Origin of the sequence: Sulfitobacter sp. PS-8MA, assembly GCF_040933935.1 — a bacterium.
GTDB lineage: Bacteria > Pseudomonadota > Alphaproteobacteria > Rhodobacterales > Rhodobacteraceae > Sulfitobacter.
In genome coordinates, this window is sequence record NZ_JBFQYJ010000006.1 from 343260 (window position 1) to 356884 (window position 13625).

General features: G+C 62.1%; 15 protein-coding genes. 10 read left to right on the forward strand and 5 right to left on the reverse strand.

Annotation, left to right across the window (positions count from 1 at the left end; all coding sequences use genetic code 11):
- Nucleotides 1-4: 4 nt before the first annotated feature.
- Nucleotides 5-562: an NnrU family protein gene (locus AB4M76_RS05620; RefSeq protein WP_368440826.1), complete on the reverse strand. Its 558-nt coding sequence runs from the start codon at nucleotides 560-562 to the stop codon at nucleotides 5-7.
- Nucleotides 559-1425 (reverse strand): CoA ester lyase, encoded by an 867-nt coding sequence (locus AB4M76_RS05625; protein ID WP_368440827.1) that lies wholly within the window; start codon nucleotides 1423-1425, stop codon nucleotides 559-561. The genes AB4M76_RS05620 and AB4M76_RS05625 overlap by 4 nt, the downstream gene beginning before the upstream one ends.
- Before the next feature lie 288 nt (nucleotides 1426-1713).
- Between AB4M76_RS05625 and AB4M76_RS05630 the strand changes: the two genes are divergently transcribed.
- The 9 genes from AB4M76_RS05630 (at nucleotide 1714) to AB4M76_RS05670 (ending at nucleotide 8640) form a co-directional block, all read left to right on the forward strand.
- Entirely contained in the window at nucleotides 1714-2046 is a 333-nt protein-coding gene (locus AB4M76_RS05630; RefSeq protein ID WP_368440828.1) for a hypothetical protein, read from the forward strand.
- A 202-nt stretch (nucleotides 2047-2248) separates the two neighbouring features.
- Complete coding sequence (locus AB4M76_RS05635) at nucleotides 2249-3298, forward strand: PRC-barrel domain-containing protein (protein WP_368440829.1); 1050 nt, start codon at nucleotides 2249-2251, stop codon at nucleotides 3296-3298.
- 154 nt (nucleotides 3299-3452) lie between these two features.
- Complete coding sequence (mdh, locus tag AB4M76_RS05640; RefSeq protein ID WP_368440830.1) at nucleotides 3453-4415, forward strand: malate dehydrogenase; 963 nt, start codon at nucleotides 3453-3455, stop codon at nucleotides 4413-4415.
- 239 nt (nucleotides 4416-4654) lie between these two features.
- On the forward strand, nucleotides 4655-5038 hold the full coding sequence (gene sdhC, locus AB4M76_RS05645) for a succinate dehydrogenase, cytochrome b556 subunit (protein ID WP_368440831.1): 384 nt from the start codon (nucleotides 4655-4657) through the stop codon (nucleotides 5036-5038).
- A gap of 11 nt (nucleotides 5039-5049) precedes the next feature.
- Complete coding sequence (gene sdhD, locus AB4M76_RS05650) at nucleotides 5050-5421, forward strand: succinate dehydrogenase, hydrophobic membrane anchor protein (RefSeq protein WP_368440832.1); 372 nt, start codon at nucleotides 5050-5052, stop codon at nucleotides 5419-5421.
- Between the two features lie 29 nt (nucleotides 5422-5450).
- Nucleotides 5451-7256, forward strand: coding sequence for a succinate dehydrogenase flavoprotein subunit (gene sdhA, locus AB4M76_RS05655; protein ID WP_368440833.1), 1806 nt, complete (start codon nucleotides 5451-5453; stop codon nucleotides 7254-7256).
- Nucleotides 7256-7591, forward strand: a complete 336-nt coding sequence (locus tag AB4M76_RS05660; RefSeq protein WP_368440834.1) for a hypothetical protein — start codon at nucleotides 7256-7258, stop codon at nucleotides 7589-7591. Before sdhA ends, AB4M76_RS05660 begins: the two co-directional genes overlap by 1 nt.
- A gap of 10 nt (nucleotides 7592-7601) precedes the next feature.
- The gene (locus tag AB4M76_RS05665) at nucleotides 7602-8381 is read left to right on the forward strand and encodes a succinate dehydrogenase iron-sulfur subunit (protein WP_368440835.1); all 780 of its coding nucleotides are present in this window, start codon (nucleotides 7602-7604) and stop codon (nucleotides 8379-8381) included.
- A gap of 43 nt (nucleotides 8382-8424) precedes the next feature.
- On the forward strand, nucleotides 8425-8640 hold the full coding sequence (locus AB4M76_RS05670) for a hypothetical protein (RefSeq protein ID WP_368440836.1): 216 nt from the start codon (nucleotides 8425-8427) through the stop codon (nucleotides 8638-8640).
- Between the two features lie 88 nt (nucleotides 8641-8728).
- Here AB4M76_RS05670 and deoD read toward each other — a convergent pair whose 3' ends face one another.
- From deoD to AB4M76_RS05685, 3 genes are all read right to left on the reverse strand, one after another.
- Entirely contained in the window at nucleotides 8729-9433 is a 705-nt protein-coding gene (gene deoD, locus AB4M76_RS05675; RefSeq protein WP_368440837.1) for a purine-nucleoside phosphorylase, read from the reverse strand.
- 213 nt (nucleotides 9434-9646) lie between these two features.
- Complete coding sequence (locus AB4M76_RS05680) at nucleotides 9647-9991, reverse strand: H-NS family nucleoid-associated regulatory protein (protein WP_368440838.1); 345 nt, start codon at nucleotides 9989-9991, stop codon at nucleotides 9647-9649.
- 83 nt (nucleotides 9992-10074) lie between these two features.
- A complete protein-coding gene (locus AB4M76_RS05685; protein ID WP_368440839.1) occupies nucleotides 10075-12042 on the reverse strand; it encodes a methylmalonyl-CoA mutase family protein in 1968 nt (655 codons plus the stop codon).
- 169 nt (nucleotides 12043-12211) lie between these two features.
- On the opposite strand from AB4M76_RS05685, the gene AB4M76_RS05690 reads away from it, so the two are divergent.
- Nucleotides 12212-13609 carry a 1-acyl-sn-glycerol-3-phosphate acyltransferase gene (locus AB4M76_RS05690; protein WP_368440840.1) on the forward strand — a complete coding sequence of 466 codons (1398 nt, stop codon included), beginning with the start codon at nucleotides 12212-12214 and terminating at the stop codon, nucleotides 13607-13609.
- The last annotated feature ends 16 nt before the right edge of the window (nucleotides 13610-13625 follow it).

Here is a 13625-nt window from a genome sequence, read left to right on the forward strand (position 1 = left end):
CGGGTCAATGGGGGAAGGGGCTGACGCCCAGCCACATGTGGATGGCGGCGACGAGGGCAAAGAAGATCGCGGAGATCACGATCAGGCGGATATAGGTGGCGCGGCCGGCGTGGGGCGGGGGTGTCCAGTTTGGCTCGGTGCGGTTGATCAGGATCACCTCGCTGACCGCCCAGCCCAGCATCGTGCCGAAGAGCAGGATCGAGGCGAGGTCACCGTTCACCAGAAGATGCGCGGTGGCCCAGATCTTGACCGCGAGCAGCTGCGGGTGGCGGGTTTTATAGGCGGGCCAGGCCTTGGCCCCCTTGGCCGCGCTGGAGCCGAAGACCCAGAAGGCCAGCAGCATCAGCAGGTTGTTGAGATGTGTGAGGAAACTCGGCGGGCTCCAGACCGGGATGAACTCCGCCATACGGTAGCCCCAGATGATGAGGGCAAGCGCCAGAACCAGCAGCGCCGCCACCGCGCCCCGGCCTGCGTTGCCCATCCGGGCGCGTTGCGCGGGCATCAGCCGTTTGAAAAGATGGGCGCCGACCCAAAGGATCAGGCCGAGGATAAGGATTGTCATGATGTGGGCTCCGGGCTCATGGCTGCAATGGCCTCCAGTTTTGCCAGTGTTTCCCGGGCGGTGGCAACATGTAGATTCTCAACGATTTTGCCATCGACCACGGCGACCCCTTGGCCTGCGGCCTGCGCCTCCTCATAGGCGTCGATCTGGCGCCGGGCGAGGGCGGCTTCGTCATCCGAGGGGGTGAAGGCGGCATTGGCGATGTCGAGCTGGGCGGGGTGGATCAGCGTCTTGCCGTCAAAGCCCATGTCGCGGCCCTGGTCGCATTCGGCGCGCAGGCCGTCTTCGTCTTTGAAGGCGTTATAGACCCCGTCGATGATCGCCACACCATGCGCTTTGGCCGCGAGCAGGCAGAGGCCAAGCCCGGTGACCAGCGGCAGGCGGTCGGGGCGGAAGCGGGTTTGCAGATCTTTCGCCAGATCATTGGTGCCCATGACCATGGCCTGCAATTGGCGGTGCCCGGCGATGGCGGCGGCGTTGAGCATGGCGCCGGGGGTTTCCATCATTGCCCAGAGCGGGACGTCGCCCACGATCTCGGTCAGTGCTTCGAGATCGGCGGGGGAGCCGACCTTGGGCAGCAGGATCGCATCGGGCCTCATCGCGGCGGCGGCGCGGGCGTCTTCGGCGCCCCATTCGGTGTCGAGCCCGTTGATCCGCACCACCCGCATCCGCGCGCCATAGCCGCCGGTGGCCAGCGCCTCGGCCAATGTTTCACGTGCAGCGATTTTCTCATCTGGGGAGACCGCGTCTTCGAGGTCAAAGATGATCGCGTCACAGGCCAGGCCGCGCGCCTTGTCGAGCGCGCGGGGCTTGGAGGCGGGGATATAAAGGACGGACCGCAGCGGGCGTGTGGTGGCTGTCATGGCAGGCTCCTTGACTGAATAACATTGTTGCGCGCAGAGGGGCATTTTTGTGCGATAACTTCAAGCCTAAACATGCCGCAATGCAGCAAAGGTCAAATGTGACGGGCATGAGCACGGGCGGTTAACCATTAATTCAGCGCTTCGCCGCAGTCTGATCCCATCGCATCCGACCCTGGGGCAGTGCCGGGGCGGATACAGTCATCTTAACCGGGGCGGCCCCGGTCTGATCGGGAATACCCCGCGCCAGCGGATCAGAGGGCCCCGCCTTTCGAAATGAAGGCAAATGCTATGACACGCACGACCAAGATCATTCACCTTGCCATGCTGACCGCCGCAGCCGCTTTGATGCTGGCCAAGACCACCGAGGCGGGCGGCCACACCCCGCGCAACTGCGGGCCGCGCGCGGCGGTGGTGACCCGGTTGGCCGATGGCTATGGCGAGACCCGGCAGTCCATGGGGCTGGGGGGCAATAATGCGGTGGTTGAGGTTTTCGCGTCGGACGAGACCGGCAGTTGGACCATCACGGTGACCGGCACCAATGGCATCACCTGCATGGTCGCTTCGGGCCAGGGGTTCGAGGAATTGGCGGAAGCCTTGCCCGCCAAGGGCAGCGACGCCTGAGAGCCTCGGACAGTTCAGAAAGCAAAGGCGGCCATCGGTCGCCTTTTTCTTTTGGATGCAGGGTTTTGGCCTTTGCGTGTCCCGCCCATAGCGCCGAAAGTATTTAGCGGCTTTTTCCCGGCCCGAGGGAACCGGAAGGGGGGATCGGGGTTGTGGTTTCAGAAGAGCAAATGACGCTCGCCATCTGGAAGGAGAATTTACAATGAAACGTTTTCTGGGCACGACAGCGATCGTATTGACCATGACGGGCGCGGCCTTTGCCGATGCGCATACCGAAGGGTTCGGTAGTGTCGCTGTGGAAGAGACCGACTTCCTCGCCTCCGATCTGATCGGCATGCGCATCTATAATTCCGAAGCAGAGGTTGAAAACGACGCCACGGTCGTTCAGGGGGCCGAGCAGGAATGGGACGACATTGGCGAGATCAATGACATCATCGTCTCGAAAGACGGCGAAGTGACCGCTGTCATCCTCGGCATTGGCGGCTTCCTTGGCATGGGCGAGCGCGATGTCTCTGTCTCCATGGATAAAATCCGCATCCTGAATGGCGAAGCCGGCGAGCGTTTCCTCGTGGTGAACACCTCGAAAGAGATGTTGGAGCAGTCGCCGGAATTTGAACGTCGCATGACCGATGATGTCGACGCGCAAAACATGACCGACGCCAACATGTCGGACGAAGAGAGAATGGCGAATGCGGATGATCCGAATGTTACCGTCGTGACCGGCGAGACCGACACATCCGAGAATATCGAACGCGAAACCGAAGAGATGGCCAGCGAGATTGAGGCCGAATCCGAGGAAATGGCGCAAGAAGCCGAGACCATGATGGAGAATGCTGAAGCCGAGACAGAAGAAGCTGTCAACGAAGCCGACGCCAACACCACCGTCATCACCGGCGATGAAACCGTTGAGCGGGAACTGCTGCCGCGCCCCCAGGTCGAGCGTGAAGGCTATGAAGCCGCCGAGATGGGCATGATCGAACAGATGACCGCCGAAGACCTCGAAGGCTCCTATGTGTACGGCGCCAACGATGAAACCGTCGGTGAAATCGACTCGCTGCTGATCGGCGACAACGGCAAGATCGACCGGGTTGTGATCAATGTGGGCGGCTTCCTCGGTCTGGGTGAAAAGCCGGTAGCCGTGACATTTGACGAACTTCAGGTTCTGAAAAACGTGGAAGGCGACGATGTGCGGATCTACATCGACAGCACCGAAGAGCGTCTGGAATCGCAGCCTGAATACCAAGAGCGCTAAGACATAGCTGAAAAGTCTCGGAATTGGCCGCCCTTTGGGGCGGCCTTTTTCGTTTAACCGCAAGGGGTTACGGCGCGACCTCTCGCGCAACTTGCACGGGGCTGCGCATTTCGGTATCTCCGGCGCAAATGAAACCTCTCTCGGAGACATGACCATGGCCAGACCCAAGATCGCGCTTATCGGCGCGGGGCAAATCGGCGGCACTCTCGCCCATCTCGCAGCACTGAAGGAATTGGGCGACGTTGTCCTTTTCGACATTGCCGAGGGCACACCTGAGGGCAAAGCGCTCGACATCGCCTCTTCCGGCCCTGCGGGCAAGTTCGACGCCACCATGTCCGGCACGCAGGACTATGCGGATATCGCAGGCGCAGATGTCTGCATCGTGACCGCCGGTGTCGCACGCAAGCCGGGCATGAGCCGCGATGACTTGCTGGGCATCAACCTCAAGGTCATGAAATCCGTGGGCGAGGGCATTGCCAAACATGCCCCCGACGCCTTCGTGATCTGCATCACCAACCCGCTGGACGCGATGGTCTGGGCGCTGCGCGAATTTTCCGGCCTGCCGCATGAGAAAGTCTGCGGCATGGCGGGCGTGCTTGATTCCGCCCGTTTCCGCCACTTCCTCGCGACCGAGTTCAACGTGTCGATGAAAGACGTCACCGCCTTTGTTCTGGGTGGCCATGGCGACACGATGGTGCCGCTGGTACGTTACTCCACCGTGGCCGGCATCCCGCTGCCCGATCTGGTCAAGATGGGCTGGACCACGCAGGACAAGCTCGACGCCATCGTGCAGCGCACCCGCGACGGCGGCGCCGAGATCGTTGGTCTGCTGAAGACCGGCTCCGCCTTCTATGCGCCCGCGACTTCGGCGATTGAAATGGCCGAGAGCTATCTGAAAGACCAGAAACGCGTTCTGCCCTGTGCCGCCTATGTAGACGGTGCCTATGGTCTCGACGGCTTCTATGTCGGCGTGCCCACGGTGATCGGCGCGGGCGGTGTGGAACGTATTGTCGAGATTTCGATGAACAAAGACGAGCAGGCGATGTTCGACAACTCCGTCAAGGCGGTCAAAGGTCTGGTAGAGGCCTGCAAAGGCATCGACGACTCGCTGGCCTAAGGGCGACGAAACCTGAAATTGAGAGCGCGTCCTGCGGGGCGCGCTTTTCTTTTGCGGTCCGCGTGGTGTCTTGTGATCACAGCTTGTCAGCGTGTGATCACAAATTTCGCGCCCTTGGCAGAGGACGGTCATTTTTACGCAAAATGACCCCCAGAAGCGCGCAGATTCCTGCCGCGCCCCCGTGACAGTCCTGTAAAAACCGCTATCAAGATGCAAAGCACAGGACAAAGGACCGCGCTATGGCCGATGTGAACCGGGGCAATCGCCCGCTTTCTCCGCATTTGACGATCTACCGCCCGCAGATGACCTCCATGACCTCGATCCTCACGCGGATCACCGGCAACGCGATGCTGATCGCCGCGCTGCTGATCGTCTGGTGGTTCCTCGCGGCGGCAACCTCGGCCGCGTATTTCGACACGGTGAACGGGGTCTTGACCAGCTGGTTCGGTGATCTGGTTCTGACCCTGTCGGTTCTGGGCCTGTGGTATCACACGCTGGCCGGCATCCGACACCTGATCTGGGACACGGGCCGCATGCTCGACGTGCCGACAGCGGAAAAGCTGGGCTGGACCGCGCTCATCGGATCGGTCGTGCTGACCATCCTGACCGTCATCATCGTTTGAGGAGCCACCCCATGGGTTATATGACAGACCGCAAACGCGCCCTCGGCCTCGGCTCGGCGAAAACCGGCACCGCGCATTTCTGGGCGATGAAAGTCTCCTCGCTGGCGCTCTTGGTGCTGATCCCGCTTTTCGTCTTCACCTTTGGCAGCGCGCTTGGCGGCAGCTATGAGGACATCCTGATCTATTACGCGCGGCCTTTCCCGGCCATCGTGGCGGCGCTGACACTGATCGTGGGCTTCAAGCATTTCAACGACGGTGTGCAGGTGCTGATCGAGGATTACGTCCACGGCCTTGCCAATAAGATCGCCATCATCGTGATGACCATCATCAGCTACGGCGCAGCAGCAGTCGGCGTCTTCGCCATTGCCAAGCTCGCCCTGTAACCAATACGCCCAAACGGGAGACCGATTAAATGGCAGCATATGAATATGAAACCCACGAATATGACGTTGTCGTGGTGGGGGCAGGCGGTGCTGGCCTGCGTGCAACATTGGGCATGGCGGAGCAGGGGCTGCGCACGGCCTGTATCTCCAAGGTTTTCCCGACGCGTAGCCACACCGTAGCGGCGCAGGGCGGCATTGCCGCCTCGCTGTCGAACATGGGCCCCGACAACTGGCAGTGGCATATGTATGACACGGTCAAAGGCTCGGACTGGCTCGGCGACACCGATGCGATGGAATATCTCGCCCGCGAGGCGCCCAAGGCGGTCTATGAGCTGGAGCATTACGGCGTGCCGTTTTCACGCACCGAAGAGGGCAAGATCTACCAGCGCCCCTTTGGCGGCCACACCACCGAGTTCGGCGAAGGCCCGCCCGTGCAGCGCACCTGTGCCGCCGCCGACCGGACCGGCCACGCGATCCTGCACACGCTCTATGGCCAGTCGCTGAAGCAGAAGGCCGAGTTCTTCATCGAATACTTCGCCATTGATCTGATCATGTCCGATGACGGCGTCTGCCAGGGCGTGCTCTGCTGGAAGCTCGACGACGGCACCATGCATCTCTTCAGCGCCAAGATGGTGGTGCTGGCGACCGGCGGCTATGGCCGCGCCTATTTCTCGGCCACCTCGGCCCATACCTGCACCGGCGACGGCGGCGGCATGGCGGCCCGTGCGGGGCTGCCGCTGCAGGACATGGAATTCGTGCAGTTCCACCCCACCGGCATCTACGGCGCCGGTTGCCTTATCACCGAAGGCGCGCGGGGCGAGGGTGGCTATCTCACCAACTCCGAGGGCGAGCGCTTCATGGAACGCTACGCGCCGACCTATAAAGACCTCGCCTCGCGTGATGTCGTCTCGCGCTGTATGACGATGGAAATTCGCGAAGGCCGCGGTGTGGGCGAAAACAAGGATCATATCCACCTGCATCTCAACCACCTGCCGCCGGAAACGCTGGACCTGCGCCTGCCGGGCATCTCGGAATCGGCGCGGATCTTCGCTGGGGTGGACCTCACCAAAGAGCCGATCCCGGTGCTGCCGACGGTACATTACAACATGGGCGGCATTCCCACGAACTATTGGGGCGAGGTGCTCAACCCCACCGCCGACGATCCCGATGCCATCGCACCCGGTCTGATGGCCGTGGGCGAAGCGGGCTGTGCCTCGGTGCATGGAGCGAACCGTCTCGGCTCCAACTCGCTCATCGACCTCGTGGTCTTTGGCCGCGCCGCCGCGATCCGCGCCGCCAAGATCGTCGACCCCGAAAGCCCGGTGCCCGCGCCGAACATGAAATCGGTCGAAAAGGCATTCGACCGCTTCGACGGGCTGCGCAATGCCAAGGGCGGCACCCCCACCGCGGAACTGCGCCTTGAGATGCAAAAGACCATGCAGGCCGATGCCGCGGTCTTCCGCACCGACAAGACGCTGGAAGAGGGCCGCGTGAAGATGATCGAAGTCGCCGACAAGCTGAACGATCTGCATGTCACCGACCGCAGCCTGGTCTGGAACTCGGACCTGATGGAGACGCTGGAGCTGACCAACCTGATGCCCAACGCCACCGCCACGATCACCGCCGCCGCCGCGCGGAAGGAAAGTCGCGGCGCCCATGCGCATGAGGATTACCCGGACCGCAACGACGACGAATGGCGCAAACATTCGCTGGCATGGTTCGACGGCAATGACGCGAAGCTCACCTACCGGGCCGTGCATCTCGACCCGCTGACACAGCAGGACGAAGGCGGGATCGACATGAAGAAAATCGCCCCCAAGGCGCGGGTGTATTGATGCTGCGTTTTGCCATCATCGGGGCATCGCTCCTGGCGCTGTCGGCCTGTGTCGAGGTGCAGCAGGCGGTGGACGACACCGCCCGCCAAGGCTCCAAAGGCGTGGTGACCGAGATTTTGGCCACCCGTTTCCCGCAGGTGCCGAAAGAGCTCATCACCCCTTTCACCGATTGCATCATCGACAACGCCAGCGCGCTGGAACTGCGCGAATTGGCCCGCGCCGCTGTCGTCGGCGTGGAACCCACCACAACGGGCACCGTGCGCGCGATCTTGGCGCGCCCCGAGACCCGCACCTGCCTGTTGGCCGCCGCCCCTGCGGCTGGTCTGACGCTTTAGGAGACGCATAATGGTTCAACTGACGCTTCCCAAGAACTCCCGCATGACCAGCGGCAAGACCTGGCCCAAGCCCGAGGGTGCCACCAACCTGCGCGAGTTCCACATCTACCGCTGGAACCCCGACGACGGGAAGAACCCGGCGCTCGATACCTATTTCGTCGATATGGACGATTGCGGGCCGATGATCCTCGACGCGCTGATCAAGATCAAGAACGAGATCGACCCGACGCTGACCTTCCGCCGCTCCTGCCGCGAAGGCATCTGCGGCTCCTGCGCGATGAACATCGACGGGATCAACACGCTGGCCTGCACCTATGGCATGGAAGAGATCAAGGGCGTGGTCAAAATCTACCCGCTGCCGCATATGCCGGTGATCAAAGACCTGATCCCCGATCTCACCCATTTCTACGCCCAGCATGCCAGCATCCAGCCCTGGCTGGAGACCGACACGCCCGAGCCGCGCAAGGAGTGGAAACAGTCGATCGACGACCGCGCCAAGCTCGACGGGCTTTACGAATGCATCATGTGCGCCTGCTGCTCGACCTCCTGCCCCAGCTACTGGTGGAACGGCGACCGCTACCTCGGGCCCGCCGCGCTGCTGCATGCCTACCGCTGGATCATCGACAGCCGGGATGAGGCCACGGGCGAGCGTCTGGACGATCTCGAAGACCCGTTCAAGCTCTACCGCTGCCACACCATCATGAACTGCGCCAAGACCTGCCCCAAAGGTCTGAACCCCGCAGAGGCCATCGCCAATATCAAGAAACTGATGGTCGAACGCACCGTCTGATGAAAACAAGGCCCGGCCAAGCGCCGGGCCTTTGGTTTATGCCATGATCCTGCCCATCATCCTCGTCATCGTCTTTGTGATCGTGCTGATCTTTGCCCGCCGCAACGCGCCCACGCGCGACTGCCGCTGGCGCGAAGACCGCACCGGCGACAAGGGCGCGCTGCGCAAATACCACTGCGTCGCCTGCGGTGCCGAAGCCTACCGCGCCGATGGCCCGCCCGACCGCTGCCTCAAAGGTCTGGAGCCACCACGGCTCTGACAGCCCCGACAGCAAAAAGGGGCGCGATGCTCACCGCCCCCCTTCATCCTTTTTCAAATACCGGCCGCCCGCTCAACAGGCGCAGAGCTCACGCAAAAGCCGCTTCCAGCGCAATCTCCACCATATCGCCAAAGCTCTTCTCGCGGTCCTCAGAGGGCAGGGCCTCGCCGGTTTGCAGATGGTCGCTCACCGTCAGCACCGCCAGGGCACGGCGCTTGTGACGGGCCGCCAGCGTGTAAAGCTCGGCCGCCTCCATCTCGACCCCCAGAATACCGTGGCGCACCATCTGCTCATCCAGATCAGGACGCTCGGCATAGAAGACATCCGAGGAATAGATGCCGCCCACATGGGTCTTGGCCTCCAGCTTCTCTGCCGCCGCCACGGCGGCGCGCAACAGGCCCCAGTCGGCGCAGGGGGCGTAATTGAACTCGCGAAAAATCCCGGAGGAGGGGGAGGTGATGGTGCTGGCGGTCATCGCGATGATCACATCGCGAATGCCGACATGGGGCTGCATCCCCCCGCAGGAGCCGATCCGGATCAGGGTCTGCGCGCCATATTCGGCTATCAGCTCATTGGCGTAGATCGACAGCGAGGGCATCCCCATGCCGGAGCCCTGGATCGTCACCCGATGGCCACGCCAGGTGCCGGTAAAGCCCAGCATGCCGCGCACTTCATTGACCAGCGTCGCCCCCTCAAGAAAGGTCTCCGCCGCCCATTTGGCGCGGTACGGGTCGCCGGGCATCAATACGGTTTCAGCGATATCGCCGGGTTTTGCGCCAATATGGACGGTCATTCAGTCTCTCCTGCTATTGCGCGCATTTTGCCTGTGTCGGTCGCGAACAACAAGGGCCGTTCTATCCAGAGGGCTGCCGGGATGAGAAAGCCTTCGGCGGGTGTTTCTCCTTGCCGAAGGGGCAATTCGCGCCCGATGTCATCCGCGAGATAAAAAAGGCGCCGGGGAAATTATGTATTTCCCAGGCGCCTTATCGTTTCAGAGGCAGATCATTCAGATCCGCATTGTTTCCGGATCTACGCCATTTTCAACCTGTGCACGAAACCAATTCGGCTGGCGGCCTTTTCCGGTCCAGGTTTGTTTTGCGTCATCGGGATTGGCAAACTGGGGTTTGGACTTTGGACCTGCTGCCGATTTGCGCGGTTTCTTTTGCTTTTTCGGGGCCGGGGTTTCTTCGGCCAAGTCATTAAGGGAAAAGCCATATTCTGCCGCGGCCTTTTGCGCTGCCTTGCGCGCGGCACGCCGTTCGCGCGCCTGCGCCGCCTGCAATGCTTTCTTCACATCCGACAGAAGTTTTTCCAGATCCTTGCGGCTCATGGACTTCAGGTCTTTTTCCATAATGGATTTATCCTTTCCAGTTTGTGCTGGTCAGGTTTCTTATAGAATAGATGTGCTTATTGCACGATATATTTTGTGTCAGCCTATTCCGCCGCCACCGCTTCGGGATCGGCGAGGGTAATGATATCGCGCATAATCATGTTCAATTCGAAGTCTTTCGGCGTATAGACCTGCGCCACCCCGGCTGCGCGCAGACGGGTGGCGTCGGCTTCGGGAATAATCCCCCCCACCACCACCGGCACATGGCTCAAGCCCGCCGCGCGCATGCGCTCCATCAGGTCTTCGACCAGCGGCACATGAGAGCCCGACAGGATCGAGAGGCCAACGACATGGGCATCATCCTGCTGCGCCGCTTCGACGATTTCGGCGGGGGTCAGGCGGATGCCTTCATAGGAAATATCCATGCCGCAATCCCGCGCGCGCACGGCGATCTGTTCGGCCCCGTTTGAATGCCCATCGAGCCCCGGTTTGCCGACAAGGAACTTGAGCCGGCGGCCCAATCGGTCGCTGACCGCATCCACCGCATCGCGCAGATCATCCAGCCCTTCGGTCTTGTTCGACTGCCCGGCGGAAACCCCTGTGGGGCCACGATATTCCCCGTGCACGGCGCGCATCTGCGCGGCCCATTCGCCGGTGGTGACGCCGGCTTTGGCGGCGGCGATAGAGGCCGGCATGATGTTCTCGCCCTTCTCGGCAGCAAGGCGCAGATTGGCCAGCGCCTGTTTGACCGCATCGGCATCGCGCGCCGCGCGCCAGGCGTCGAGGCGGGCCAGTTGATCGGCCTCGGCGCCGGGGTCGGATTGCATGATATCGCCGGCGCCAGTCATCAGGGGGGAGGGCGCGCCCTGCTGCCATTTGTTCACGCCAACGACAACGGTCTCGCCGCTCTCAATGCGGCGCAGCCGGTCGGCGTTGCTTTCGACCAAACGGCTTTTCATATAGTCGATTGCGGAAATGGCACCGCCCATGCCGTCGAGGTTCGCCAATTCGGCGCGCGCGCCTTCTTTCAGCATTTCGACCTTGGCATCCACCGCCGGGTTGCCATCGAATAGATCGTCGAATTCCAGAAGATCGGTTTCATGGGCCATGATCTGCTGCATCCGCATCGACCATTGCTGATCCCAGGGGCGGGGCAGGCCAAGGGCTTCGTTCCAGGCGGGCAATTGCACGGCGCGGGCGCGGGCTTTTTTCGACAGGGTCACCGCCAGCATTTCGATGAGAATACGGTAGACGTTATTCTCGGGCTGTTGTTCGGTGAGCCCCAGCGAATTGACCTGCACCCCATAGCGGAAACGACGGAATTTCGGGTCTTCCACGCCATAGCGCTCGCGGCAAATCTCGTCCCAAAGGTCGACAAAGGCACGCATTTTGCACATTTCGGTGACGAAACGGATGCCCGCGTTGACGAAGAATGAAATGCGCCCGACCAATTTCGGGAAATCCTCTGCCGGGACGCGGGGTTTCAGTGCGTCGAGCACGGCGGTGGCGGTGGCCAGCGCGAAGGCCAATTCCTGTTCCGGCGTCGCCCCCGCTTCTTGCAGATGGTAGGAACAGACGTTCATCGGGTTCCATTTCGGCACATTCGTATAGCAGTATTCGGCCACATCCGCGATCATTTTAAGCGAGGGGGCGGGCGGGCAGATATAGGTGCCGCGGCTGAGATATTCCTTGATCAGGTCGTTTTGCACCGTGCCCTGGAGTTTGGACACATCCGCGCCCTGTTCCTCGGCCACGGCGATATAGAGCGCCAGCAGCCAGGGGGCTGTCGCGTTGATCGTCATGGAGGTGTTCATCTGCTCCAGCGGGATACCGTCAAAGAGCGCGCGCATGTCGCCCAGATGCCCCACCGGCACGCCCACCTTGCCGACTTCGCCCCGGCTCAGCACATGATCGCTGTCATAGCCGGTCTGCGTCGGCAGGTCGAAGGCCACCGAAAGCCCGGTCTGGCCCCGCTCCAGATTGGAACGGTAGAGCGCGTTGGACGCGGCAGCGGTGGAATGGCCCGCATAGGTGCGGATGAGCCAGGGGCGGTCTTTCTGCGGGTGGGTCATCGGGGGCCTCTTTGAATCGGGTTGGCAATAAAGTTGCGTTATGCTGTTGATAGGGGAAATAATGTGCCGCTGTCAATTCGCTGCGTTGCGGCATCACCGGCCCCCGGCTCTGAGGGTGCCGCGGCAGATAAAGATTGTCCTCTCCCTCCCGCGCTGTAAGGGTGAGCGCATGACGCAGACTGTGCAATTGCCCCTTTGGCTGTTCATCCTCATCGTGGTTTTTGCCGCCGTCACGGCGCTGAGCCATTTCCTGCTGCCCTCGGTGCGCTGGTTCTTTCGCCGCCGTTTGGAACGGGCGGTCGAGCGGCTGAACAAACGGCTGACCCGGCCCATCGAGCCTTTCAAACTGGCCCGGCGCCACGACATGATCCAACGGCTGATCTATGACCCCGAGGTCAGCCAGGAGATCGTGAATTACGCGCGCAGCCACGGTGTGCCGGAGAATGTGGCCTTTCAAAAGGCGCGGGACTATGCGCGCGAGATCGTGCCGCGATTTTCGGCCTTTGCCTATTTCAGTTTTGGCATCCGTCTGGCGCGGCTCTTGGCCAGGTCGGTCTACCGGATCGAGACAGCGACGAGCAATGAAGTGACCTTTCAGGCGCTGCCGCAGGATGCCACGGTGGTCTTTGTGATGAACCACCGCTCCAACATGGATTACATGCTCGTCACCTATCTCGTCGCGCGGTCTTCGGCGCTGAGCTATGCGGTGGGGGAATGGGCGCGCGTCTGGCCGCTCAGCATGTTGATCCGCTCGATGGGCGCCTATTTCATCCGCCGCCGCTCGCGCGGGGCGCTCTATCGCAAGGTGCTGGCGCGCTATGTGCAGCTGGCCACGGCGGGCGGGGTGACGCAGGCGTTCTACCCTGAGGGGGGCTTGAGCCTCACCGGCGCCCTGCAGCCGCCGAAGGTGGGGCTGCTGTCCTATGTGGTGGAGGGGTTCGACCCCGAGGGCACCCGCGACATCATCTTTGTGCCGGTGGCGATCAACTATGACCGGGTGCTGGAGGATCGGGTGCTGATCGCGGCAGCACAGCGCGGCGACCGCCGCTTTGGCGCGCGGATCACCGTGGTGCTGGGCTTTGTGCTGCGCAAGATATGGCGGCGGCTGCGCGGGTATGACACGCGCTTTGGCACCGCAGCGGTGACCTTTGGCGACCCGCTGTCGCTGCGCCGGGCGGGGGCGGATGTGCCGGTGGGAGACCTGTCGGAGATGCTGATGGACCGCATTGCCCAAGCCATGCCGGTGCTGACCGTGCCGCTGATCGCGCGGGTGATGTTGCAAGAAAAGGCGCCGCTGAGCGCGGCGGCTCTGCTGGAAAAAGTGGGCCATACGCTGGCGCAGATGCCCGCGCGCAACCGGGTGCCAAAGCCGGATGTCCTGCCGGACCGGGTTGCCCGCGCCTGCGCCCGGCTGAAGAAACGTGGCGTCATTTCCGAGGGTGCGGAGGGTCTGCAGATCACCGCGGGGCAGGAGCCGGTTCTGGCGTTCTATGCGAATTCTATTGCCCATTTCGCCGCCGGTGTTGCTGCGCCTGCGATGGAAAATGCTGCGACTGCTGGGTCATAAAATTACAAATGGCATC

Excerpts from the sequence above, each read along its gene's own strand:
- sdhA (WP_368440833.1), top strand. The coding sequence starts at position 5,451 with ATGGCAGCATATGAATATGAAACCCACGAATATGACGTTGTCGTGGTG.
- AB4M76_RS05670 (WP_368440836.1), top strand. The coding sequence starts at position 8,425 with ATGATCCTGCCCATCATCCTCGTCATCGTCTTTGTGATCGTGCTGATC.
- mdh (WP_368440830.1), top strand. The coding sequence starts at position 3,453 with ATGGCCAGACCCAAGATCGCGCTTATCGGCGCGGGGCAAATCGGCGGC.
- AB4M76_RS05625 (WP_368440827.1), bottom strand. The coding sequence starts at position 1,425 with ATGACAGCCACCACACGCCCGCTGCGGTCCGTCCTTTATATCCCCGCC.
- AB4M76_RS05685 (WP_368440839.1), bottom strand. The coding sequence starts at position 12,042 with ATGACCCACCCGCAGAAAGACCGCCCCTGGCTCATCCGCACCTATGCG.
- AB4M76_RS05690 (WP_368440840.1), top strand. The coding sequence starts at position 12,212 with ATGACGCAGACTGTGCAATTGCCCCTTTGGCTGTTCATCCTCATCGTG.
- sdhD (WP_368440832.1), top strand. The coding sequence starts at position 5,050 with ATGGGTTATATGACAGACCGCAAACGCGCCCTCGGCCTCGGCTCGGCG.
- AB4M76_RS05665 (WP_368440835.1), top strand. The coding sequence starts at position 7,602 with ATGGTTCAACTGACGCTTCCCAAGAACTCCCGCATGACCAGCGGCAAG.
- AB4M76_RS05620 (WP_368440826.1), bottom strand. The coding sequence starts at position 562 with ATGACAATCCTTATCCTCGGCCTGATCCTTTGGGTCGGCGCCCATCTT.
- AB4M76_RS05635 (WP_368440829.1), top strand. The coding sequence starts at position 2,249 with ATGAAACGTTTTCTGGGCACGACAGCGATCGTATTGACCATGACGGGC.
- deoD (WP_368440837.1), bottom strand. The coding sequence starts at position 9,433 with ATGACCGTCCATATTGGCGCAAAACCCGGCGATATCGCTGAAACCGTA.
- AB4M76_RS05660 (WP_368440834.1), top strand. The coding sequence starts at position 7,256 with ATGCTGCGTTTTGCCATCATCGGGGCATCGCTCCTGGCGCTGTCGGCC.
- AB4M76_RS05630 (WP_368440828.1), top strand. The coding sequence starts at position 1,714 with ATGACACGCACGACCAAGATCATTCACCTTGCCATGCTGACCGCCGCA.
- AB4M76_RS05680 (WP_368440838.1), bottom strand. The coding sequence starts at position 9,991 with ATGGAAAAAGACCTGAAGTCCATGAGCCGCAAGGATCTGGAAAAACTT.
- sdhC (WP_368440831.1), top strand. The coding sequence starts at position 4,655 with ATGGCCGATGTGAACCGGGGCAATCGCCCGCTTTCTCCGCATTTGACG.